Origin of the sequence: Pontibacter liquoris (assembly GCF_022758235.1) — a bacterium.
Classification (GTDB): domain Bacteria; phylum Bacteroidota; class Bacteroidia; order Cytophagales; family Hymenobacteraceae; genus Pontibacter; species Pontibacter liquoris.
Genome location: NZ_JALEBG010000001.1, coordinates 3193526 through 3217459, shown reverse-complemented (window position 1 = coordinate 3217459; position 23934 = coordinate 3193526). Strand labels below are relative to the sequence as shown.

The window sequence follows — 23934 nt, the reverse complement described above, 5'->3', positions numbered from 1 at the left end:
CTCCTTCACGGAACAGGGGGTGTTGCTGTTTTTACCCTATACCAACTCCTAAAGCAGAGGAGTATACCTATTACCTGGTAAAGAGGCTGGCGTATACATAGGCGATCTCCTTTAGCTGCAAATGTGTAGCAACTTCTATTTATAGAAAGGATAGTCGGTTAGTTTATACTTCACACGAATCAAGTCTATCTCCCTTGCTCTGCGCCTAAAGCCACGCATGCATCCAACATAATAGGCGAAGCCAGCGATATCCAATGGCGGAAAGCCCAGAGCGGCCTTAATCAAAATTGCTATTCTATAGCAGAAGTATCGCTATAATAAAGCCTTGATCGCTTCACTTCTTTCTAACCCTTGGCAGCCACAGGGCACATAATCCCGTAATAAGGCCCACGGAAGCATCTCTCTTCTGCTTTCGCATTGCTTTTTCCTTCAAACCTCTCTACCTTGAGGCTATGACCTTTCTGTATCCGTCATTCTTATTTGCACTCGCGGCAATTGCGATCCCTATTATCCTGCACCTTATTCAGTTGCGGCGTGCAAAACGCGTGCAGTTCAGTAATGTGCGGTTTATCCAAGTTTCCAAAGATCTTACTGCCAGCCAACGGAATCTGAAAGAATGGCTTATCCTGCTGTGCCGGGTTTTGTTTATCGTCTTCCTGGTGCTGTCTTTTGCGCAACCCTTTATACCTGCTTCCGATAAACAGGCTGCCGCGGATACATCGCATGTCACCTTATGGCTGGATAACTCCTTTAGTATGCAGAACCGGAGTGCCGATCAGGATGTCGACCTCTTAAGTATGGCCGTGGACAGGGGCCGGAGTATTGCGACTCTTTTCCCACCCACTACTTCTTTTTCGCTGATTGCTGCTGGGGAACAACATGCCGGCGTGCACCAGCGTGCGGATGTGCTGGCCACCTTAAATGCGCTCTCGTATGTAGCCCGTCCGGAATTTGTAAGTAAGAAGACCCTGAGCGGTACAGGCAATGTCTTTCTGATCTCGGATTTCCAGAAGAGCACCTTTCAGCCCGATCTTTTTCGCTCGCTTGATACAACCGTGCAGCTCCACTTAGTGCCGTTGCAGGCAGCGCAGACTAATAATGTCGCCATCGATTCGGTATACCTGGAAGATGCTTTTGTGCGCCAGGATGCAGAGAACATGCTGCATATAAAGCTCTTTAACAGCGGAGGCGAAGCAGTGGATGCCTTGCCCGTCAAGCTCTTTATCGGTGGGGCGCAGGCAGGTGCCCTAAGTATAGCCGTTCCTGCAAAGCAAACGGCCGAGGCCGTGATCGGCTTCCGGTTGAACAGGCGCCAGGCGCAGCAAGCCTCTGTCATCATTGATGATTATCCGGTAGAGTTTGATAATACCTACTACTTTACGCTTGCGCCATCGGCTAATATCACCGTAATCGCACTGACGGATAAGCCGGAGGACTCGCTGGCCGCCCTCTACAAAAGTGAACCGGCGTTTACCTTTCGGGAGTATACCAGCAGCCAGATCGACTATGGCCGGCTGGCCGGTGCCGATGTGCTGCTCCTGAACGGGCTACCAAGTATAACCCCGGCGCTCGCTGCCACGGTTTCTAATTTTGTGAAAGCCGGGGGCACGGTGGCCGTTATACCAGGCCAGGAAGCCGAGGCAGGAAGCTATGCAAATCTTTTCCAGAACCTGAGCATTCCGGCAAGTATAACAGGGGCCGCTACGGGCAGTATCAAAGTAAATGTGCTGGCACCAAAGTCCGATAATCCCTTTTTCAAAAGTATCTTCTCTACTTACGATGCAAAGGTCGAAATGCCAGCTTCTGTGCGCACACTGGCCTGGTCCAGGGCTTCGGAAGATATTCTCCTGTTTAGAGGCGGCGGCGCATTCCTGTCCCGCTTCGATAGGGGGAATGGGCGTTTATACTTGCTGGCAGCACCCCTGGAGGCAGCCTATAACACGCTGGCAAGCCATGCCTTGTTTGTGCCCATCATGTATAAAATAGCTATTGCAGGTTATAAGCAGGAACAGGATTTGGCCTATACCTTGGATAACACGACAATTCAGGTACCCGCAGCCGGCAGCAAGGGCAAGGAAGGCGTGTATACGTTAAAAAAAGATAGCCTGGAGTTGATACCGGAGCAGCGGGTGCAGGGCGGCAAGCTATTATTTACAGTGCCGCCAGCCATGGCCGATGCCGGTTTTTATACCCTGCAGCTGCAGGACTCGGTGCTGGCAACGCTGGCCTTTAATTACGCCAAAAAAGAATCGTTCCTGGCCCAGTATACACCCGATGAACTGCGGCAGCTGGTCACAAAAAATCAGACCAATGTCCATGTTTATGATTATGATGATGCCTTTTCGGCGAAAGCTGCGTTCGAAAAACGATTTTTTGGCGTCAAGCTTTGGAAATATTGTCTAATATTGTGTCTGATTTTCTTGATGGCTGAAATAGCCCTTATCAGATTCCTCTAACATGAAAATATTACTGCGGGCAGCAACAATCTACGATTCTCAATCCATTTTTCACCAGCAGCAACAGCACATACTTATTGAGAACGGCGTGATCACCTACATCGGTCCGGATGAGCCGGAAGCCGACCAGGTCATTTCAACTGAAAACCTCTGCGTATCAGCAGGTTGGGTGGATATGTATGCAGCCGTGGGCGAACCGGGGCTGGAGTTCAAAGAAGACCTGGAAAGCCTGAGCGCCGCTGCGGCTGCAGGGGGGTTTACGGAAGTGCTTTGCCTGCCCAACACCCAACCGGTGGTGCAGAGCAAAGCAGGTATAAGCTACCTTAAAAGCCGCTCGGCTTTGCTGCCGGTTACACTGCACCCGCTGGCAGCCGTTACAGCAGACACAGATGGCAAAGACCTCTCCGAAATGATAGACCTGCACCAGGCAGGCGCTCTTGCCTTTACCGACGGCACTCGGCCGGTACAGGGCGCGGACGTGCTGCTAAAGGCGCTGCAGTACCTGCAATCGTTTGATGGCCTGCTGCTTAACAGGCCCGATAATACCCGCCTGAGCGACCATGGCCAGATGCACGAAGGGCAGGCAAGTACGCGCCTGGGTATGAAAGGCATTCCGGCGCTGGCCGAAGAAGTGATGGTGACGCGCGATTTGCAACTGCTGGCTTATACCGGTGGCAAACTGCATTTCTCGCTGGTCTCTACGGCAGCCGCTGTGGAAGCAATCCGCCAGGCCAAGGCAGCCGGCCTGCAGGTAACCTGCGACGTGGCCAGTTACCAACTGGCCTTTACCGACGAGGAGATTCCCCCGTTTGATACCAACTACAAAGTAACGCCGCCTTTCAGAGGGCAGACCGATGCACAAGCCATCAAAGAAGGTTTAAAAGATGGCACCATCGATGCGCTGGTGTCAGCGCACGTGCCGCAGGATACGGAGTCTAAAAAGCTGGAATTTGACCTGGCTGAGTTCGGTATCATTAACCTGGAGACTGCTTTTGCCGTGGCCAACACCACCCTGAGCGATACCCTGAGTACCGCCCAGTTGGTAGAAAAGCTGACAACCAACCCGCGCCGCATACTTGGCTTACCGCAGCCACGCCTGGCAGAAGGAGAAAAAGCCAACCTGACGCTCTTTGATCCATCCCGCACCTGGGTACCGGCACCGGAAAAGGCCAGGTCCAAATCCGATAACAGCCCTTTCTTCGGCCGCCAGCTTACCGGCAGCGTGCTGGGTATCATTCACAAAGGGCAGGTAGTACTGCAGGATTCTTTTTAATACATTTATACCTATATTTAGTGGGTGGTAAAGGACAGCAAGACGGAGGCAAATGTTTAATCAAGCTATAGTAAGGGTGGGTGTGCGCTACGGCGTACTGTGTGGGCTGGCCTGTTTTGCGCTGGTACTGGTGCTATACTTTCTGGGCGCTAATCCTTTTGGCGATTTCGGTCGGGTCAGCTTTATTCCCATTCCGTTCTTCATCTTCTGGGCCATCCGCTATTATAAAAAATTTCATGAGGGGGAGATAAGCTTCGGAAAAGGGCTGCGCGTCGGGTTTGCCGTATCGTTCTATGCGGCGCTGTGCACGGCCATGTTCGTATTTATACTCGTGTACCTGGCCGGGCCAGGGCTGCTGCAGCAACATATTGCCGAAACGCAGGCCCTGCTGGAGCAGACACGCGAGGAGCAGATAAAGCTTATCGGCAAGGAAATGTACGAGCAGGGCTACAAAGCCATCAGTTCGATTACACCAGGTATGCTGGCAACAGATGATTTTGTGCGGAGGATCTTTGCGGGGTTGTTATTTTCATTGGTGGCGGCCGTGTTTTTTCGTAAGTAGTAAACGTCTAACCATAAACCAATCACCATGACTGAAAATCAACCCTCTGTTACCGCTGTTGCCCTTAAGTATGGCTTTATAACGGCCCTGGTAGGTATTGTATACACGCTGATCCTGAACATACTCGATCAGGCGACCAATGCCTGGCTGACCTGGATCGTATACGTTATTCTGGCAGCAGGTTTGATTTTTGCCATGAAGGAGTTTAAGGCCCGCAACTATGGCTACCTGTCGTATGGCCAGGGGCTGGGGCTGGGTGCGCTGTTATCGGCTATTTTCGGCCTGTTTTCAGGCATTTTCTCCTATGTTTATTCCACCTACATCGATCCGGGATTTATGGCGCGCATGCAGGAGGTGCAGCGTGCCAAGATGCTGGAGCAGGGCCTGAGCGATGAGCAGATTGAAATGGCCCTTGGAATGGCGGAAAAATTCCAGAACCCGCTTACAATGATTTTTGGTTCGATGGCGGTGTTCCTGATTATCGGCTTTATCCTGTCGCTGATCATTGCCGCCATCATGAAGAACAAACGACCTGAGTTTGAATAGACTACATGCAATACCCTTATGATATCTCGGTCGTGATCCCGCTTTTTAACGAAGAGGAATCACTGCCTGAACTCGTGCGCTGGATCAAACGCGTGATGCACGCGCACGAGTTTTCTTACGAAGTAATTCTGGTGGACGATGGCAGCACCGACCGCTCCTGGGAAGTAGTAACCGACCTGAGCGAAGAGGATAATGCCGTAAAGGGCATCAGCTTTAACCGCAACTATGGCAAGTCGGCCGCCCTGAACGAGGGTTTCCGCCGGAGCGCTGGCGAAGTGGTCATCACCATGGATGCCGACCTTCAGGACAGCCCCGAAGAAATTCCGGCGCTGTACGACATGATCAAAAACCAGAAGTATGACCTGGTGAGCGGCTGGAAAAAGAAGCGCTTTGATCCGGCCAGCAAAACCATCCCGACCAAACTCTTTAACGCCGCCACACGCAAGCTCTCGGGCATTCAGCTGCACGACTTTAACTGCGGCCTGAAAGCCTACCGCCAGCTGGTGGTAAAAAGCATTGAAGTGCACGGCGAGATGCACCGCTACATACCGGTAATTGCCAAATGGAACGGTTTTACCAAGATCGGCGAAAAGGTGGTGCAGCACCAGGAGCGCAAGTATGGTACCACCAAGTTTGGCCTGGAGCGCTTTATCTACGGCTTCCTCGACCTGCTTTCCATTACGTTTGTGAGCCGCTTTAAAAAGCGCCCCATGCACTTTTTCGGTACCCTGGGCACGCTCATGTTCGTGGTCGGGCTGGGCATTACCATCTGGCTGATCCTGCAGAAAGTGTTCCAGCTTTATGCCAACGGCCACGCCCGCGATATTGTGAGCCAGCCCTTGTTTTACCTGTCTCTGGTAGCCGTTATACTTGGCGTGCAGCTGTTCCTGGCCGGTTTCCTGGCCGAGATGATCTCGCTGGGGGCTAACCGGAAAAACGAATACCTGATCCGGGGGCGGGTAGGTTCCATCCAGAAATAATGGCGCGGCGCGTAGTCATTGTGGGGCCGGCATACCCGCTGCGGGGCGGCGGCATGGCTACCTTCAACGAGCGCCTGGCCTACGCTTTTCAGGAGGCAGGCGATAGTGTGGAGATCGTGACCTTCAGCCTGCAGTATCCGTCCTTTCTGTTTCCGGGTAAGAGCCAGTATTCCTACGAAGTGGCCCCCGAAGGGCTTGACATCAAAGTGCTCATCAACTCAGTAAACCCGCTGAGCTGGTGGAAAGCCGGCAACTACATCCGGAAGCAAAAGCCGGAACTGGTTATTTTCCGCTATTGGCTGCCTTTTATGGGGCCCTGCCTGGGCACTATTGCCCGCATCATCCGCCGCAACAAGTATAGCCGCGTGCTGGCCATCACCGATAACGTGGTACCGCACGAAAAGCGCCCCGGCGACCTGCCCTTTACCAACTATTTTCTAGGTTCCTGCCAGGGCTTTGTGACCATGTCGCGGGCCGTGCAACAGGATTTGGCACGGTTTGCGCCCAGCAAACCCAACCTCTACCTGCCGCATCCGCTTTATGATAACTTCGGTGATGCGGAGAGCAAGGCCGAAGCCTGCGCGGCGCTGGACCTGGACCCAACGTATAATTACCTGCTTTTTTTCGGCTTTATCCGCGCCTACAAAGGCCTCGACCTGCTGCTGCAAGCCTTGGCAGACTCCGCGCTGGCGCAACGCCCCGACATACGGCTGCTGGTAGCTGGCGAGTTTTACGAAGAGGCAGCGCCATACCATGTCCTGATTGCGCAGTTGCAGTTACAAGATAAGCTAGTGCTGCACACTGATTTTATACCCAATGCCCAGGTGCGCCACTATTTCTGCGCGGCCGACCTGGTGGTGCAGCCCTACCGGCATGCTACCCAGAGTGGCGTAACCCAAGTAGCCTATCATTTCGACAAACCCATGGTGGTAACCAATGTAGGCGGCCTGGCCGAACTGGTACCGGACGGCGAAGTAGGCTATGTGGTGGAACCTGATCCCCATCGGATCGCTGCGGCCATACACGACTTTTATGCCAGCGGCAAAGGCCCTTCCTTTATCCGAAATATTCAGTCCTACAAGAACCGCTTTAGCTGGCGCCACTTTGTGGCAGAAGTATGGAGCCTGGCCGGCAAGGTATAAAGCACCGGATCTTCTTGATCATTCCTTTTCTGCTGATGCAATGCGCAAGCAGATGTCTTATCCGGTTTCATGGTTTTTATGAAAAAGCAGGTAAGGAGCTGTTAAGCCAGCGAATAACAAGAGTTGCCTTCGAAGGCAGTGTCGTTTCATTCTGATAAAAAAAGTATTTCGCGAGCGTCCATACTTGTGACATGCTATCGCTTGGGCTTCTGTCCGGGTTGGATTACAGATCCGCAGGACATGGAAAACACGGGTTACAAAACCGCGCCAGCAAATGAAGCATGAAACAGCCCTGTCTTCTAAGGGGGAAATCTGCACCGAGAGGTAAAATATTTTACATTATCGGATAAAGTCCTCCTTTGCAGGATAGGGGATGTTCACGCCTGCTGGTTATACTAAGAATTGGCTGCTGCTATCCTTACAGTAGAAACACCCCGCTAACACACCCGCAATGCGCCCTTTACCATAATGATCTGAAGTAAGCTAAGGAGCTGGGTTACAAAGTATGAGCATGCCCGAATGCGCAGGAGCAAGTATAAAAATATACTTCTAACAATACTTGGTTGGATTACGCTTTAAGTATAACTTACCTTAGTTTAAACATAAGTTTTTATTTGGAACATGCCGCCTTGTAGACCCAACGCCCTTATCCTACTTGTTTTAATCGCCATACTTGGGGGTACGGCTGTGGTGGGCCAGGCACAAAAGGCGGTGGCTCCCGATACAGCCTTCGTGCAAAAGGCTGTGCGGAATGCCGTGCAGGCTTACAAGGAAACGGTCGGGATGCAGACGCACCTTTACAACGGCACCGAGTACGTCGACGATTACAAACCTTACCTGGAAGGGCACCCTTTTTTCGGATCGAATACTTTTTCGGCCGGCAGTATCTATTACGACGGTGCCTGGCACAAACCGGTATTTATGCTCTACGATGTGCTGCACGACGATGTGATCATCACCCACAACGTCAGTGGCAATAAGATGAAGCTCATTAACGCAAAGATCGACACGTTCCGGGTGCAGGGCCACACCTTCGCACGCTTTGGCAACGGCCACGAGGCGCTGCAGCCGGGCATGTATGATGTTTTGTACAGCAAGCAAACAAAGTTTCTGGTGCGGCGCAGCAAGAACCTGCAGGAGCGGGCAACAGACCGCGGCATGGAGGGCGAGTATCACGTAGACGACAGGCGTTATATCTGCAAAGACGGCACCTGTCAGCCCGTGAGCAGCAAGCGATCGGTATATGCCGCACTTCGCGATAAAAAGAAGCAGCTCCGCAAGTATGCCGCCCGGGAGCACCTGCGGTTCCGGAAAAAGCGCGAAGAGACCATCCTGGCTTTGGTCACCTATTACGACAGCCTTGCCGATGAAAAGGAGCCGGGCAGCGATACACCTTAACCGGGTTATACTTCGAAAATGATAAGCCAGGCAAAAGCAACGGCTGCAGCTACCCGAAAAGCACACGACAACCCCAGTATATTTCCTATGACGCACCTGTACCGCCTGTTTTTGATTTTTACGATGGTTGTTTGTTTTGCCAGGCAGGCGCAGGCGCAGCAAAACACAGGCGTGCTGGTAAGCGGCGATTTTAAGCAGGCTACCCTGGAGGAGTTTGCCCGGGCCGTGGAGGCCCAAACCCCTTACCATTTCTACTTCAACCCTGTGGCTACTGATAGCCTTTCCATAACGTTGCAGGTGCGCGAGCAGCCTTTGCCGGCGGTGCTCAGCCGTATCTTTCTAAATACGCCCTTTCAGTTTGCCATTGATGTCGGGAATCGGGTGTTCATTACCAAAGGGCAGCAGCTGAGCGTGGCGCTGCCCGAAAACTACTTTGAATCCGGCGCCGGGCAAGAAAAAAAGCAACCCCAAGCAACAATCGCCTATACACCATCCGCAGATAAGAGCCCCCGTAAAGCCGCTTCGGAGCTCAAGCTTTATGAGATCGGCATAAAGAAAGACAACCCCAGCGGCAGCGCTAGCCTGGCCGGCCACCTGCGCGACACCAAATCCGGCGAGCCGATCATCGGGGCTTCTGTCTACATTGAATCGCCGCTGGTGGGCACCACTTCTGACGAGTATGGGTATTACTCCCTCACCCTGCCTGTGGGCCGCCACGAACTGAAGGTAAAAGCGATCGGGCTGCAGAACACCCGCCGCCAGATCATGCTCTACTCCGACGGAAAGCTGGACATTGACGTAGCCGAAGACGTGCGGACGCTGAAAGAAGTGCTGGTAGAGGCTGAGAAGGACCGCAATGTGTCGGGCATGCAGATGGGCATGGAGCGGCTCGATATCCGCACTATCAAACAGGTGCCCACCGCCTTTGGCGAAACGGATATTCTGCGGGTGGTGCTTACCCTGCCGGGCGTGAAATCGGTGGGAGAGGGCAGCACCGGCTTGAACGTGCGCGGCGGCTCTACCGACCAGAACCTGATCCTTTTCAATGATGCCACCATCTATAATCCCTCGCACCTGTTCGGCTTTTTCTCGGCCTTTAACCCGGATGTGCTCAAAACGGTGGAGCTATATAAGAGCGGTGTTCCAGCTCGCTATGGCGGACGCTTGTCGTCGGTGATGGAGGTGATCGGGCGGGATGGCAATAAGAAAACCTTTGCCGGCTCGGGCGGCATCGGCCTGCTCACCAGCCGCCTTACCCTGGAAGGCCCCATCCAAAAAGACAAGACCTCCTTTATCATCGGGGGCCGCACCACGTACTCGGACTGGCTACTCGGGGAGCTGCCCAATAAATCCTTCCGGGAGAGCAAAGCCTCTTTTTATGATTTGAACGCCCACATCAGCCATGAGCTGAATGAGAAGAACACGCTTTATCTGACGGGCTACCGCAGCAAAGACCGCTTTAGGCTGGCAGCCGATACGCTCTACCAGTTCACCAACCAGACGGCCAGCCTCAAATGGAAGCACATCTTCCGAAACCAGCTTTACGGCGTATTTACCGGTGCCCATAGCCATTACGATTACAAAGTGACAAGCGAGAAGAACCCGGTCAATGCCTCGGAACTGACCTTCGGGCTGAACCAGGAAAACGTGCAGGCCGACTTCAGCTACTTTCCTACTTCGAAGCATACCGTTGATTTTGGCGCCAGCACCATTTACTACCATGTAAATGCCGGCAGCCTGCTGCCCAATGGCCCGGAATCATTGGTGGCGCCGGACCGGCTGCAAACCGAGCGAGCCCTGGAGAGCGCCCTCTATGCTTCCGACAAGTTTGATGAGAGCCCGCGCCTATCGGTTATTTTCGGGCTGCGCTACTCGGTGTTTCAGGCGCTGGGTGCCCGGCAGGTATACACGTATGCGCCCGGCGCTTCCAGGTCGGAAAGCACGATCCAGGACACGGTGACGTATAAAGCCGGCGAGTCTATTGCCACCTACCACGGGCCGGAGTACAGACTTTCGGCGCGGCTGGGGCTGACGGACAACTCGTCTGTAAAACTGAGCTACAACCGCCTGCGGCAGTACATACACATGCTTTCCAACACCACCACCATGTCGCCAACTGATATCTGGAAGCTGAGCGATGGCAACATCCAGCCCCAGGTAGGCGACCAGGTGGCGCTGGGCTATTACCGCAACTTCCGGGCAAATACCATTGAGCTTTCGGTGGAAGGCTATTATAAATGGATGCAGGATTTCCTCGATTATAAAAGCGGCGCAGCGCTGGTGATGAACCACCACATCGAAACAGACGTGGTCAATGCCGCGGGTAAGGCGTACGGCGTGGAGGTGATGCTTAAAAAAGCCACGGGCAAGCTCAACGGCTGGGTGAGCTATACTTACGCCCGCACGCTGGTACGCGTGGATGACGAGGAAACCGGCGAGAAGATAAACGGCGGCGCCTGGTACCCCAGCAATTTCGACAAGCCCCACGACTTTACCCTCATCAGCAATTACCGCTTCAGCCAGCGCTTTAGCACCTCGCTTAACTTTACCTATAACACCGGCCGGCCCATTACGCTGCCGCTGGCCCGGTATAATGCCGGCAACAGCCCCCGCATCTATTATTCCGAACGCAACGCCTACCGGGTGCCGGATTACTACCGGGTAGATTTTGCCATGAACATCGAAGGCAACCATAAGATCAAAAAGCTAGCCCACAGCTCCTGGACGCTGGCAATTTATAACCTGACCGGCCGGCAAAATCCTTACTCCATTTATTTTAAATCGGAGAACGGCAAAATAAACGGGTACAAGCTCTCCATCTTCGGGCGGCCTATTCCCACCATCACCTACAACTTTAAATTTTAGCGCGCATGTATTCCCCAAACTGCCTGAAATATATCTGCTGGCTGTGGCTGCTGCTGCTGGTGAGCTGCGTGGAGCCTTTTGAACCCAAGGTGCTCGAAGGAGCCAATAACTACCTGGTGGTAGATGGCTTTATCAACCCGAGCGGCACGACCACGTTCCGGCTCTCGCGCACGCAGAACCTTTCCGACGAAAGCGCGCCCATACTTGAAACCGGTGCCAGCCTGGTGATAGAAGAACAGCAGGGCCTGCAGCTGCAGCTGACCGAAATTGAAGCAGGCACTTATACTTTGAACAGCCTGGACCTGAACCTGGCCGGCATGTACCGCCTCCTGGTCCGCACAACTGATAGAAAGGAATATGCCTCAGATTATGTGCCCGTAAAGCAAACGCCGCCCATCGACGAAATTACCTGGACGGCGGAAGACAACACGCTGCAGTTTTATGTGAGCACCCACGACCCAGCGCAGAACGCCCGCTACTACCGCTGGGAGTATGAGGGTACCTGGGAGTATACGGCGGCTTTTAACTCCAGCCTAAAGTATGATGCCGGCAGCCGCCAGATCGTACTCCGCCCTGAGTCTGAAAGCTTGTACCGCTGCTGGCGTACGGATGCCTCGCACGAGATCAAACTGGCTACATCGGTGCGGCTCAGCGAGGATGTGATCCACCAGTTTCCGGTGATGGCGCTGCCGCCACGCTCCGAGGAGCTGCGCTTTAAGTATAGCCTGCTGGTAAAGCAGTATAGCCTCACCAAAGAAGCCTACCAGTACTGGGAAGCGCTGAAGAAAAATACCGAGAGCATCGGCACCCTCTTCGACCCGCTGCCCACCCAGCTGACGGGCAACATCCATTGCCTAACGGCGCCAGACGAGCCGGTAATCGGGTACGTGGGCGCTTCGACGGTGCAGGAAAAACGGATTTTTGTGAGCCGCGAGCAACTTCCGCAAGGCTGGTTGGTAACGTACCCGACCTGCATCATGGACACGATTAAGGTGGAGGAGGTGCCGGCCTATTTCGAAAAGTCACATTCGTACCTGCCCGTGGGAGCGCTTTACGCTCCTGTAGGTCCTCCAGTGCTGATCGGTTATCTCATCGCACAAAACAAATGCGTGGACTGCCGGCTGCGGGGCACTAACGTCAAACCGGCCTTCTGGCAGTAACATCATACCACATGGCAATCACGTTTTTCAAATCTCGCTCTGCTTTACCGGGGCCAACAGCGGCCAGGGCTTTGTGCCGGGCTATACTTTGCACAGGGCTGCTGCTGGTCGGGGCAGGGCCTGTTTTTGCCCAAACCGATACCTTGCGCAGCCTGGTGCAGCAGTTTGATACCTATCGTACCCATGCCTTGCAGGAGAAATTATACCTGCACCTGGACCGGCCGTTCTATGTATGCGGCGAAACCCTGTGGTTTAAAGTATACGCCGTAGATGGAACGCTGCACCAGCCTTTAAGTATGAGCAAGGTAGCGTATGTCGAGGTGCTGGATGCTGCGCAGAAGCCTGTGCTGCAGGCAAAGATTGCTTTAAAGGCCGGGAGTGGCAGCGGCTCTTTTGTATTGCCGGTGGCTTTGAGCTCCGGTAATTACCGGGTGCGCGCCTATACCAGCTGGATGAAGAATTTCAGCCCGGAAAATTACTTTGAATCACCGGTGACCATTGTCAATACCTTTACCCCAACTGGCCTGCCACCGGAGCAGGAGGCGGCAGGGTATGCCGTGCAGTTTTTCCCGGAAGGCGGCAACCTGGTGCAGGGCATTGCCGGCAAAGTCGCTTTTCAGGCAGTAGATAAAAAAACAGGCCGGGGCATAGGGGTTTCCGGGGAAATTGTAGACCAGGAAGGCCGCGTGGCAGCCACTTTGCAGAGTTTACAATTCGGCATCGGGCACTTTACGTTTACGCCGGCATCGGGCAGCACCTACACGGCTGTGCTCCGGTTGCCTGGCGGGCGCGTGCTGCGGCAGCCTTTGCCTGCGGCCCAGGAAAAGGGCTATAGTTTGCACCTGGAGGAACTCAACTCTGAGCAGGTAAAGATCACCGTAACAGGCGCTGGGGAAACATCGGTGCCCGTATACCTGCTGGGCCATGCCCGGCACATGATCTCGGTAGCGGAAGTAGCCACCCTGGCGCCAGGCACAGCCAGTTTTGTGGTGGATAAACGTAAGCTGGCCGAGGGCATTACCCATTTCACGCTTTTTAACAGCCGTAAGCAGCCCGTTTGCGAGCGCTTATACTTTAAACGCCCCACGCAACTGCTGCAACTGAGTGCCGCCACAGATAAACAGGCTTACCTCCCGCGTGATTCGGTGGCAGTGCGTATGCAGACGCTGGCACCTGCCGGACAGCCCGTTGCTGCCGATCTTTCGCTGGCGGTGTACCGGCTGGACTCGCTACAGGGCACCGGCGCAACCAACATAGCAGCTTACCTGTGGCTCACCTCCGAATTAAAAGGTTCTGTGGAGCAACCGGACTATTACCTGTCGGCCACGGGGCCGGAGGCAACCGAAGCAGCAGACAACCTGATGCTGACCCATGGCTGGAGCCGCTTTCAGTGGCAGGATGTTTTGCAGAAGCCTACAGCCGCATTTCCGTTCGTGCCCGAGTATGACGGCCACTTTATCACAGCTAGAGTAACCAATGCAGTCAGTGGCTCGCCGGCGCCGGGTATAACCGCTTTCTTAGCTTCGCCGAGCCGACACATCCGGCTGTATAATGCTACCAGTAATGCGCAGGGGCTGCTCCGGTTCGAGGTAAAGGATTTTTTCGGGCCCAAGGAGATTGTATTGCAAACAGACTTCCGGAAAGACAGCACCTATCATTTCGAAGTGCTGAGCCCGTTTTCCGAAAAGTATACTTCGCACGAGCAGCCGGCATTCCGCCTTTCGCCTGCATTAGCGGCGGAGCTAACTTCACGGCACCTGGCCATGCAGGTGCAGCAGGCATACAGCGGCCGCTACCTGGACAGGTTTCGCGCCCCGGGCATCGACAGTTCGGCTTTTTATGGCACACCGGATGCGACTTACCTGCTCGACGATTATACCCGCTTTAAGGTGATGGAAGAAGTGATGCGCGAGTATGTGCCGGGCGTACAGGTGCGGCGCCGCCGCGACGGCTTCCACTTTATGGTGCACGACGCAACGAACAAATCTATTTTCCAGGACGACCCGATGGTACTGCTCGATGGAGTACCTGTGTTTGATATAGACAAGATCATGGCCTTTGACCCGCTCAACATACGGCGGCTCGATGTGATGACCAGGCAATACATCCAGGGGCCTTTGCTGTACAATGGCCTGGTGAGCTATACTACTTACCGGGGCGACCTGGCCGGTTTCCAGCTGGACCCGCGCGCGCTGTTGCAGGAGTATGAAGGGCTGCAGCTGCAACGCGAGTTCTACAGCCCGGTTTATAACACGCAGCTGCAACGGCAAAGCCGCCTGCCGGATTTCAGGAACCTGCTTTACTGGGATCCTGCCCTCCAGACAGATGCCCAGGGAAAAGGAGCCGTCCGATTCTTTACCTCCGACGTGGCAGGTACGTATGTGGTGGTAATGCAGGGCCTGACGGGCGGAGGACTGGCTGGCAGCAGGATCATCACCTTTGAGGTGAAGCAGCCGCTGTAGAGCCCGGATGCGGTACTTCTTAATGTATAAAGTGCGATAACACCATAGTATACCTACCATTATCACAGATCATACTTCTAAAATTTTACTTCAAGCCTATGAAACTACATTTCCTGCTTATGACGTTGCTGCTGGCCCGGGTGGGGTACAGCCAGCAGGTAGATACGGTAGAGAGCACGATCCAGCTCATCGATATTTCGTCCAAAGTCAGCAAAACGGTGCACCAGGAGCAGCGCCACATCGAAGCGCCCAACTGGGCCCCCGATGGCAAATACCTGTTGGTGAACAGCCACGGGCACCTGTATAAGCTGCCGCTGGATGGTGGCAAAATGGAACAGGTGAACACCGGTTTTGCCGATAACTGCAACAACGATCATGGCATTTCGCCGGACGGCAAGCAGCTGGTTATTAGCCATTCTGAAAAGGGCGAAGGCTCTGCTATTTATACCTTGCCCATCGCTGGCGGCACGCCAAAACGCATCACTTCCGCAACGCCTTCTTACTGGCATGGCTGGTCGCCGGACGGCAAAACGCTGGCCTATTGCGCCGAACGAAACGGTAACTATGATGTGTATACCATACCGGCCCAGGGCGGCAAGGAAAAACGCCTGACAACTACCGAAGGACTGGACGATGGCCCCGAGTATTCCCCGGACGGCAAATACATCTACTTTAACGCCTTCCGGAACGGCAGCATGCAGCTGTGGCGCATGAAGCCGGATGGCACCGCGCAGGAGCAGCTCACCAACGATGCCTACTCAAACTGGTTTGCCCATCCCTCGCCCGACGGCAAATGGATCGTGTTTATCTCTTACCTGAAAGACCAGGGGCAGGCGCACCCGTTTGGCAGGGATGTGAAGCTCCGTTTAATGTCTTTGGCCGACAAAAAAATAACCGACCTGACACCTGTTTTCTTTGGTGGACAAGGTACGATCAATGTTCCTTCCTGGTCGCCGGATAGCAAGCAGGTGGCCTATATCCAATATCGCGTTATACCGGCATCAAAATAAAAGTATAACGCTTACCTTACACGAGCCGGCTTTCCACTGTTAAGAAAGGCCGGCTCGTTTATGTAGCTAACCCTGGTTATACTTTGAAAGCCAGGCTTGTTAAAGCACTTTTCGGAGAGCAGCTATACTTACCTACCACATAGGGAGCTGCCGTATGTCGGAGGAAGATGTTTTTTGGCGAAGTTGGATAGCGGAATTTAAGAAATTACTGTCTCTTTGTGCCCTAAACGCACTAAACCGGCAGGCAGCCGGAGAACTATGAAAAAATATCCCCACACACTGATCTTTGGCGCTTCCGGAAATATCGGCGGCAAAATTGCACAGCTATTGCTGGAAAACGATGCTCCCGTGGGCGTAGTTGGCCGCAGCTCCGACAGGCTTCGTGCCTTTGCAGGGCGCGCAGCCATCTGGGCCGGCGACTTTGCAGACGATGCGTTGCTGCGGAAAGCGCTGCAACCTGCAGGCAGCCTTTTTTTGACCGTGCCCAACGAGCACCTGGAAAACCCGGCAGCCACAGCAGAACGGCTGGGGCACCTGTTGCAGGGCAGCGCCGTGACGCACATCGTTAACATCAGCAACAGCATTCTGAAACGGGGCGGGCAGCCTACGCGGCTGGTGGCCTTCGAACAGGAACTGAATAAACTACCTGGCCTGAACATCCTGCACCTGCGCTGCGGCAACTTCTTCGATAACCTGAACTGGGGCCTGCATACCCCGTATTTGCCTGATCTCCGGCTGCCCTATGTTTCCTCGGACGAGGTAGCCTTTGTTGCGGCAAACCACCTGCTCCGGCAGGACTTTAATGGGATTGAAGTGAGATCGCTGCTGGGTGCCCGTGATTATAGTATGGCCGAGCTGGCGGCAGCGGCAGGCGAAACCTACGTGCAACAGCCCTATACGCCGGATAACAGGCTTTTCTACCAGCCCTTTAACGAAGGTGATTTTGAAGTGGCGCCACGCACGGAAGCCAATACCTCGCTGGCGCAGCATGAGCGCTTCACGCTTGCTTATTTCCTGGCCCATGAGCTGGTGCGCCCTGCGCCCGAGGCTGCAGCGGTATAGTATAGCAGGCAGGATGGTGGTTGAAAAGCGTTAGGGTGCTTCTGCCATCCGAAGGCTTTTCATGCTGATGCCCCGCGCCGGCATTTTCGAGGTGCGGCTACGCATCAAGGCGATGGCTTCCTCCTCCGATGAAAAAGCATGGTGAATGTTAACCAGGTGTGCACTTAACAGCCGGTAGTTCTTCGTCATCAGGTATAGCCAGATGTGCAGCCAGTGTATGCCTTCAAAAACCAGCGCTTTGTTTGTGGCAAACTCCTGCAGGTTTTCCTGGAAATGCGCCGGATACTGGGTCCAGTGCAAGGTGGGTTTCAGGTGGTGGCTGATGTGGTAGCCGTCGTTCCAGCATTTGTGGTTATACTTGGTGTTGATGCAGGTCAGGCTGTTTTTGTAGCAGTTGCCGGGTTCATCGTAATCGACAAAGGCATGCTGGGCCCAGTTGCCCACCATCATAATCAGGCGCGAGATAAGGAAAGGAAGTATAAACACGACAAAAGTAGCTTGCCAGTCTACAAAGCATAACACCACGCAAAAGGCCAGAAACACCAGCTCTCCCCGGATCACTTTATCGCGGAGCTTCTTGATGTTGCGGGCCCGGAAGTAGTTCACCAGGTAGGCCGCCCCCAGAAACAGGAAACTGCCTAAATAGCGCACAAAGCCCTGCCAACTGTCGCGTTGGTAGTGCATGGTGGTGCTCAGGTCGTTTTCCAGGTTGTTTTCGACGTGGTGCATGCCAATGTGGTGGCTGAAATACGTTTCCGGCGTCTGCCCGAAAAAAGGACCGATTACCCAGGGCAGGTACAGGTTCAGAAAGTTATAGCGTTGCTTGTAAAGGCGGCGGTGGCTGGTGCAGTGCAGCATCAGCCCAAAAGAACCCTTGTACACAAAATTGTTCAGGATAAAGTATAAGGTCGCCAGGGCCCACCACAGCCAGTTGGCCAGGGGCAGGTAGAGCAGCAAGCCTGCCGGCAGCATCAACAGCGTGATCTGCAGGGTGAGGTATACAAAAGGCAGGTCCCGCTCATCCCGGATCAGCTTCAGAAAAAACCGGTCTAAGAAGTTGTAGTGGGCAGGGCGCACAAAAACCGGATCTGTAACAGTGGTGAAAGGTTTCATGTTCGGGATCTTTGCTTTGATACTTCAGAGGAGCAGTTGCCATGTTCTTCTTGCATGTACGTAATTTGGCTGTTGCGGGCATATCTTTTAGCCCCTTGCTTTCCAACGCAAAAGGCCCGGCAGGGAAATTCCTGCCGGGCCTTTTATACTTGGGGCAATCCGCTGGTTTAGAGCAGGTCCACACCGGTATAATTAAAGGGGGTGATGTTGCGTAACTCCGCTTTTATGGGTTCGCTCACCTCCAGCGTATCGATAAAGCTGCTGATGGTTTGGGCCGTTATCTTCTCGTTCTTTCTGGTCAGGTTTTTCAGCGCCTCATACGGTTGCGGGTAGCCTTCGCGGCGGAGCACCGTCTGGATGCCTTCGGCCACAACAGCCCAGTTATCTTCCAGGTGCTGGTTCAGGGCTGCATGATTCAATTCCAGCTTGCCGATGCCCTTGTCCAGCGACTTGAGTGCAATGAGCACGTGCGCCAGCGGTACGCCTACGTTGCGCAACACGGTCGAGTCGGTCAGGTCGCGCTGCAGCCGGGAAATGGGCAGCTTGCCCGACAGGTGCTCGAGCAAGGCGTTGGCAATACTCAGGTTTCCTTCGGCATTCTCAAAATCGATTGGGTTCACTTTGTGCGGCATGGCCGAAGAACCGATCTCGCCGGCTTTGATCTTCTGCTTGAAATAACCCATGGAAACGTACTGCCATACATCCCGCGAAAAATCAACCAGGATGGTATTCAGGCGCTTGAGGCCATCAAAGTAAGCGGCCAGGTTGTCGTAATGCTCGATCTGGGTGGTGTACTGGCTGCGTTTGAGGCCAAGCCCCTGCTGCACGAATTTATTACCGAAGGCGGGCCAGTTTATACCTGGGTAAGCCACATGGTGCGCATTAAAGTTACCGGTGGCACCGCCGAACTTAGCGGAGAAAGGCACCTGGTTTACCTGCTGCAACTGGGCTTCGAGGCGCTCGGCGAACACCATGATCTCTTTGCCCAGGCGGGTGGGGGAGGCGGGCTGGCCATGCGTGTGGGCCAGCATCGGCACACCCTTCCATTGCTGCGCCAGCTGGTGGAGCGTTTGCAGCAGGTGCTGGTAAGCGGGTTGCAGCACCTGCTCGTGCGCCTGCCGCAGCGAAAGCGGGATAGCGGTATTATTCACATCCTGCGAGGTTAAGCCAAAATGGATGAACTCCTTGTGCTGGCCCAGGGCCAGGGCGTCAAACTTCTCTTTCAGAAAATATTCTACAGCCTTCACATCATGGTTGGTCACCTTTTCCGTTTCCTTGATGATCAGGGCATCCGTTTCCGAGAAGTTCTCATAAATGGCGCGCAGTTGCGGAAAAAGGCTGCTATCCACCTCCTGCAGCTGCGGAAGGGGCAGCTCGCAAAGCGAGATAAAATACTCTACCTCTACCAGCACGCGGTAGCGGATCAGGCCAAATTCAGAGAAAAAAGCGGCCAGTTCAGAGGTGCTGCGGCGGTAGCGGCCGTCTACCGGCGATATGGCTGTGAGTGTTGTCAGGTTCATTGTAAACGGGGTTCTTTGGTCAAATATAAGGAGCTTTATGCTCTAAAGCCAAAAGGAGCTCCCCGTATACTACACAGGCACGGTAAAAGCCGGATCATACTTTGGTACGGTTGCTGCTAGGCTAGGAGCGGATAGGAAAGCATTTTAAGGCCTGGCCTGGATGCCATGCGTTTTTCATCCGCTTGAAAAGTATATCTAAACCTGCTTTGCCGCGTATGACAGTTAGTATAGCATAAACTATATTTTGGCATCTGGCGGGCTGTCACGCTGATATAATTACGGGCCGCTTTCTAGTTACTGAGTCTTATTAATGTAAATTCGCACCGGAATATTTTGGATCATCGTTTGAAAAAGAAAATCCTCCTGTGGGCTGGCGCCTTGCTGGTCTTGCTCCTGGTTCTATTTGCTACCCTGCTTGCTTTCAGAAGCAGTTTATTAAAGTATACGATTGCGCGCGTCATTGCCAAGGTCGAGACCAAATACCCAGCCCATCTGACCATTCAGAATGCTGCCTTTACGGACCTGAATTCGGTGCTGATTACGGGCATTGCCTTCGTTCCCGAAAACCGCGATACACTCTTCACTACCGACAGTGTGTATGCCACCGTCAGCCTTCGCTCTATTTTCAAGGGCAGCATTGTGTTTAACCGCCTGGAAGTGCGCGACGGTTACCTGACGGCCGTAAAAAAGGGAGATCAAAATAACTTTTCGTTTCTGCTGGAAGGTAACAAAGCCGCGCCGGCCGATACCGCTTCGGGCAAAAGCCGCAATTATGGCGAGCTGCTGAACCGCGTGATCGAAACCGCTTTTGACAATGTACCCGACCAAGTGGACTTCAAGAACCTGAACGTGTCGTACCATTCCGACCACCGCACCATCGATGTAAAAATGCCTTACCTGCTGATGGACGATGGCACCTTTAAAACGCAACTGGCCATCCGCACTGATTCGTTGCAGAACAACATGCGGGTAACGGGCACGATAAACCCCCGCGACTATAAAATTGCGGCAAATCTATACGCCTCCGACACGGGCGGTATTCACCTGCCCTATATCAAAGAGAAGTATGACGGGCAGGTTTCGTTCGATACGCTGCATGTGAGCCTAACCGACAAAACCTTTAAACGCGAGATGCTCACCGTGAAGGGCCGCGGACAGGTAGCCAACCTGGTGCTTGCCCAACCCAAGCTTTCGGACGAGAAAATCCATGTAAAAGACGCTGCCATTGACTACGTGGTGACCTTGGGTCCTGATCTGTTCGTGCTGGATAGTTTGACAGAAGTGCGCGTAAACCAGATCAAAGCCAACGTATACGCCGCCCTGCATACGTCGGAAGCCAAGGTAATCGACCTGAATGTAAAGACGGATACCATTCCTGGCACTGCCTTTTTTGACTCGCTGCCCACCGGCCTGTTCGAAAACCTGGAAGGCATTAAGGCCCGCGGTACGCTCAAGTATAAAATGAGCTTTCACCTGAACATGGACAGTGTGGACCGCGTGAAGTTTAACTCGGACCTGGATGCTTCCAAGAACTTTAAGATCGTGAAGTGGGGCAACACCAACATTCAGAAGATCAACGGTTCTTTTGTGCACACCGTGTACGAGTATGGCAAGCCTGTACGCACCTTTGTCGTGGGGCCGGCTAACCCGTTTTACGCCCGCTTAGGCGAAATATCGCCCTACCTGCGCAATGCGATCTTAACAGCCGAAGATGCTTTTTTCTATACCCACAACGGGTTTCATGAGGAAGCGTTCCGGCAGGCGATTGCCAAAAACATAAAAGAGGGTGAGTTTGCCCGTGGTGGCAGCACGATCTCGATGCAGCTGGTAAAAAACGTCTTCCTGACCCGCAAGAAAACAGTGGCCCGCAAAGTGGAGGAAGCCATGATTGTATGGCTGATCGAGAACCTGCACCTGGTGTCGAAGAACCGCATGTTTGAAGTATACCTCAATATTATTGAGTGGGGACCCAACGTATACGGCGCCAAAGATGCCTCCCGCTTTTACTTTGGCAAGCAGCCGGGCGAGCTCAACCTGGCCGAGGCCATCTTTCTGACCAGCATCATCCCCAGTCCCAAGAACTTCCGCGCCTCGTTCGATAGCTATGGCAACCTGCGCAGTTGGAAAGCGGGTTACTACCGCCTGATTGGTGGCAACATGCTGCGCCGCGGGCTTATCTCGCGCGAAGCCTACGACAACCTGTACCCGAACGTGAAACTCTACGGCCGCGCCCGCGACATGATCGTAACCGCGCCGGATGCCACCTTTGAAGAAGACTCGACACAAAACGAGCTGGAAACCATAGACCTGCTGGATTTTTAAGTATAGCAAGTATAAAAAAGCCCCTGCAACTTTTGTTGCAGGGGCTTTTTTATACTTGTTTAGGCTATTTGCACTGAGCAAGCAAAGAGACAATTTGTGTTTCTTTCACACCTAATTTCAATGCTTTTTCGAGATCAAGCCTGGCACTGGTTTTATCTCCTGTAGCCAGTTTAAGCTCGGCGCGGGTTACATAGGCAATACCATAGCCAGTGTCCAGTTTCAGCGCTGTGCTGATGTCTTCCATTCCTTTTTCATAGGCTTTCATCAGCAAAAAGAGGTCGGCTCTGTTGTTGAAAAGTAAGGGGTCTCCGGGGTGTTCACTGATAAGGGTGTTCAGGTCCTCCAGGGCTTCATCATACTTGCCCTGCAATTTTTTAATATTGACCAGGTTCGATTTTGCCTGGTAATTGGCAGGATTAATTTTCAGCAGCTCCCGCAAATCCCTTTCCGCGCCTTCCTGATCTCCCAACAGTTTTCTGGCATAGGATCTGTTAAGCCACGCCTCTTCATTTGCCGGTTCCAGGGCGAGGGCCGTGGTGTGGTCCTCAATAGAACCCTTATAATCTTCCATATGTCGCTTCAGGGATGCCCTGTTGTTATAAACGAATGCGGATTTGTTGTTAAGCTTAATCGCCTTGTTATAATAAGCCATGGCTTCTTTATTCTTGCCAATCCGGCGGTGCATGGTGCCTAAATTAGATAAATGAATATAGTTCTTTTCATTTTTAGGCTCTTTCTTAATAGCTGTTTCAAGGCTGTTAATAGCGCAGGCTAAATCATTTTGCTCAAAGCACGCATTGGATTTTTTGATCAACTCGTCGTAAGTTTGGGCATGAGCGCCTATACTGCAGGCAATGAGGGAAAGTATAAGGAGGGCTTTCTTCATATCTGGTTTTTAAAAAGAAGTAAATAGCTAATAAATATAGTTATTTTCTAATTTAAATTAATAAGAAAAAACGGGTTAAGCGTTGCTGCCTGCCTTTTAATACAGTAAGTAATGAATCAAAAAAACCAGGAAGAAGAAATAGCAGAGAGAGCCGTAGGGCTGGTGCCGCGTATTGGTGCAATGGCTGCCCGCATGGGCTTAGACTGGTTTCTGCTAGCCCTGATCGGCATGATTATCCTGGCTCGTTTGTGGCCCCAGGTGGGAGTGGACCGCGAGCCGCTGTCGCTGGGCGATGTGGCTAACTACGGCGTATCGGTGATCTTCTTTTTCTACGGCCTGCGCCTGAGCCCCGAAAAGCTGCGCGCCGGCTTGAGTAGCTGGCGCCTGCACCTGGTGGTGCAGCTCAGCACGTTTGTGCTTTTTCCGCTGCTGGTACTGCCGCTGCGCCGCTTTTTTGCCGGTACTTCAGAAGAGCTGCTGTGGCTGGGGATATTCTACCTGGCGGCGCTGCCTTCCACGGTGTCCTCATCGGTAGTGATGGTCTCGATTGCCGGGGGCAACATTCCGGCAGCGATCTTTAACGCCAGCATTTCCAGCCTGATCGGTATTTTTGTAACGCCCCTGTGGATGGGGCTGTTCCTGGAGGCCAGCACCGAAGGCTTTGATATCTGGCAGGTGATGGGCAAACTAGTGCTGCAGGTGCTGCTGCCGGTGGTGCTGGGCATTGTGCTGCACCGCTATTGGGGAGGCTTTGCCGACCGACATAAAAAGAAATTACGCTTTTTCGACCAGGCCATTATTTTGCTCATCGTTTATACTTCCTTTTGCGAGTCTTTTGCCCGGGAAATGTTCCGGGGCTACCGCATAGGCGATATTATGCTGCTGGGAGCAGGTATGGCGGCCCTTTTCTTTGTGGTCTTCGGCCTCACCTACGGGCTTACCAAACTGCTGGGCTTTAACCGCGAAGACAGCATCACGGCCGTGTTCTGCGGCTCCAAAAAATCGCTGGTGCATGGCACGGTCATGTCGAAGGTGCTGTTCCCGAACCCCAACATGGCAGGCCTTATGCTGCTGCCCATCATGCTCTATCATGCCCTGCAGCTTCTGGCTGCCAGCATCATCGCGCAGGCGCAGGCCCGCAAGGCAGGTACCGATACCTCAGCAGAATAAGCGGGCG

Annotated in this window: 17 protein-coding genes; 14 read left to right on the top strand and 3 right to left on the bottom strand. The window is 53.4% G+C overall.

Annotated features, from left to right (window positions below; all coding sequences use genetic code 11):
• Positions 1-452: 452 nt before the first annotated feature.
• The 12 genes from LWL52_RS13360 (at position 453) to LWL52_RS13305 (ending at position 16916) form a co-directional block, all read left to right on the top strand.
• Positions 453-2456: a BatA domain-containing protein gene (locus LWL52_RS13360; protein ID WP_242920609.1), complete on the top strand. Its 2004-nt coding sequence runs from the start codon at positions 453-455 to the stop codon at positions 2454-2456.
• Between the two features lies 1 nt (position 2457).
• Positions 2458-3729, top strand: coding sequence for a dihydroorotase (locus LWL52_RS13355; protein WP_242920606.1), 1272 nt, complete (start codon positions 2458-2460; stop codon positions 3727-3729).
• 52 nt (positions 3730-3781) lie between these two features.
• On the top strand, positions 3782-4291 hold the full coding sequence (locus LWL52_RS13350) for a DUF4199 domain-containing protein (RefSeq protein ID WP_242920604.1): 510 nt from the start codon (positions 3782-3784) through the stop codon (positions 4289-4291).
• A 27-nt stretch (positions 4292-4318) separates the two neighbouring features.
• Positions 4319-4837, top strand: a complete 519-nt coding sequence (locus LWL52_RS13345; protein ID WP_242920602.1) for a DUF4199 domain-containing protein — start codon at positions 4319-4321, stop codon at positions 4835-4837.
• 5 nt (positions 4838-4842) lie between these two features.
• A complete protein-coding gene (locus LWL52_RS13340; RefSeq protein WP_242920600.1) occupies positions 4843-5817 on the top strand; it encodes a glycosyltransferase family 2 protein in 975 nt (324 codons plus the stop codon).
• Positions 5817-6959, top strand: coding sequence for a glycosyltransferase (locus LWL52_RS13335; RefSeq protein WP_242920598.1), 1143 nt, complete (start codon positions 5817-5819; stop codon positions 6957-6959). The genes LWL52_RS13340 and LWL52_RS13335 overlap by 1 nt, the downstream gene beginning before the upstream one ends.
• A gap of 621 nt (positions 6960-7580) precedes the next feature.
• Positions 7581-8357, top strand: a complete 777-nt coding sequence (locus LWL52_RS13330; protein ID WP_242920596.1) for a hypothetical protein — start codon at positions 7581-7583, stop codon at positions 8355-8357.
• Between the two features lie 87 nt (positions 8358-8444).
• The gene (locus LWL52_RS13325; protein WP_242920704.1) at positions 8445-11222 is read left to right on the top strand and encodes a TonB-dependent receptor; all 2778 of its coding nucleotides are present in this window, start codon (positions 8445-8447) and stop codon (positions 11220-11222) included.
• Positions 11223-11227: 5 nt separating this feature from the next.
• Positions 11228-12382: a DUF4249 domain-containing protein gene (locus LWL52_RS13320; protein ID WP_242920594.1), complete on the top strand. Its 1155-nt coding sequence runs from the start codon at positions 11228-11230 to the stop codon at positions 12380-12382.
• A gap of 11 nt (positions 12383-12393) precedes the next feature.
• On the top strand, positions 12394-14844 hold the full coding sequence (locus LWL52_RS13315; protein ID WP_242920592.1) for a hypothetical protein: 2451 nt from the start codon (positions 12394-12396) through the stop codon (positions 14842-14844).
• A gap of 98 nt (positions 14845-14942) precedes the next feature.
• The gene (locus LWL52_RS13310; protein WP_242920590.1) at positions 14943-15854 is read left to right on the top strand and encodes a TolB family protein; all 912 of its coding nucleotides are present in this window, start codon (positions 14943-14945) and stop codon (positions 15852-15854) included.
• A gap of 258 nt (positions 15855-16112) precedes the next feature.
• Entirely contained in the window at positions 16113-16916 is an 804-nt protein-coding gene (locus tag LWL52_RS13305) for an NAD(P)H-binding protein (RefSeq protein WP_242920588.1), read from the top strand.
• A 30-nt stretch (positions 16917-16946) separates the two neighbouring features.
• On the opposite strand, the gene LWL52_RS13300 is transcribed toward LWL52_RS13305, so the two are convergent.
• Complete coding sequence (locus tag LWL52_RS13300) at positions 16947-18029, bottom strand: fatty acid desaturase family protein (RefSeq protein ID WP_242920586.1); 1083 nt, start codon at positions 18027-18029, stop codon at positions 16947-16949.
• A 167-nt stretch (positions 18030-18196) separates the two neighbouring features.
• Positions 18197-19549, bottom strand: a complete 1353-nt coding sequence (gene purB, locus LWL52_RS13295) for an adenylosuccinate lyase (protein WP_242920584.1) — start codon at positions 19547-19549, stop codon at positions 18197-18199.
• A 345-nt stretch (positions 19550-19894) separates the two neighbouring features.
• Between purB and LWL52_RS13290 the strand changes: the two genes are divergently transcribed.
• The gene (locus tag LWL52_RS13290) at positions 19895-21871 is read left to right on the top strand and encodes a biosynthetic peptidoglycan transglycosylase (protein WP_242920582.1); all 1977 of its coding nucleotides are present in this window, start codon (positions 19895-19897) and stop codon (positions 21869-21871) included.
• Between the two features lie 64 nt (positions 21872-21935).
• Here LWL52_RS13290 and LWL52_RS13285 read toward each other — a convergent pair whose 3' ends face one another.
• On the bottom strand, positions 21936-22685 hold the full coding sequence (locus LWL52_RS13285; RefSeq protein WP_242920580.1) for a tetratricopeptide repeat protein: 750 nt from the start codon (positions 22683-22685) through the stop codon (positions 21936-21938).
• A 252-nt stretch (positions 22686-22937) separates the two neighbouring features.
• Here LWL52_RS13285 and LWL52_RS13280 point away from each other — a divergent pair, with 252 nt between their 5' ends.
• Positions 22938-23927, top strand: a complete 990-nt coding sequence (locus LWL52_RS13280) for a bile acid:sodium symporter family protein (protein ID WP_242920702.1) — start codon at positions 22938-22940, stop codon at positions 23925-23927.
• Positions 23928-23934: the final 7 nt, after the last annotated feature.

What these genes read in the sequence shown, in the direction of transcription:
- LWL52_RS13360 (WP_242920609.1), top strand. Translation starts at nt 453, where the DNA reads ATGACCTTTCTGTATCCGTCATTCTTATTTGCACTCGCGGCAATTGCG.
- LWL52_RS13355 (WP_242920606.1), top strand. Translation starts at nt 2,458, where the DNA reads ATGAAAATATTACTGCGGGCAGCAACAATCTACGATTCTCAATCCATT.
- LWL52_RS13350 (WP_242920604.1), top strand. Translation starts at nt 3,782, where the DNA reads ATGTTTAATCAAGCTATAGTAAGGGTGGGTGTGCGCTACGGCGTACTG.
- LWL52_RS13345 (WP_242920602.1), top strand. Translation starts at nt 4,319, where the DNA reads ATGACTGAAAATCAACCCTCTGTTACCGCTGTTGCCCTTAAGTATGGC.
- LWL52_RS13340 (WP_242920600.1), top strand. Translation starts at nt 4,843, where the DNA reads ATGCAATACCCTTATGATATCTCGGTCGTGATCCCGCTTTTTAACGAA.
- LWL52_RS13335 (WP_242920598.1), top strand. Translation starts at nt 5,817, where the DNA reads ATGGCGCGGCGCGTAGTCATTGTGGGGCCGGCATACCCGCTGCGGGGC.
- LWL52_RS13330 (WP_242920596.1), top strand. Translation starts at nt 7,581, where the DNA reads ATGCCGCCTTGTAGACCCAACGCCCTTATCCTACTTGTTTTAATCGCC.
- LWL52_RS13325 (WP_242920704.1), top strand. Translation starts at nt 8,445, where the DNA reads ATGACGCACCTGTACCGCCTGTTTTTGATTTTTACGATGGTTGTTTGT.
- LWL52_RS13320 (WP_242920594.1), top strand. Translation starts at nt 11,228, where the DNA reads ATGTATTCCCCAAACTGCCTGAAATATATCTGCTGGCTGTGGCTGCTG.
- LWL52_RS13315 (WP_242920592.1), top strand. Translation starts at nt 12,394, where the DNA reads ATGGCAATCACGTTTTTCAAATCTCGCTCTGCTTTACCGGGGCCAACA.
- LWL52_RS13310 (WP_242920590.1), top strand. Translation starts at nt 14,943, where the DNA reads ATGAAACTACATTTCCTGCTTATGACGTTGCTGCTGGCCCGGGTGGGG.
- LWL52_RS13305 (WP_242920588.1), top strand. Translation starts at nt 16,113, where the DNA reads ATGAAAAAATATCCCCACACACTGATCTTTGGCGCTTCCGGAAATATC.
- LWL52_RS13300 (WP_242920586.1), bottom strand. Translation starts at nt 18,029, where the DNA reads ATGAAACCTTTCACCACTGTTACAGATCCGGTTTTTGTGCGCCCTGCC.
- purB (WP_242920584.1), bottom strand. Translation starts at nt 19,549, where the DNA reads ATGAACCTGACAACACTCACAGCCATATCGCCGGTAGACGGCCGCTAC.
- LWL52_RS13280 (WP_242920702.1), top strand. Translation starts at nt 22,938, where the DNA reads ATGGCTGCCCGCATGGGCTTAGACTGGTTTCTGCTAGCCCTGATCGGC.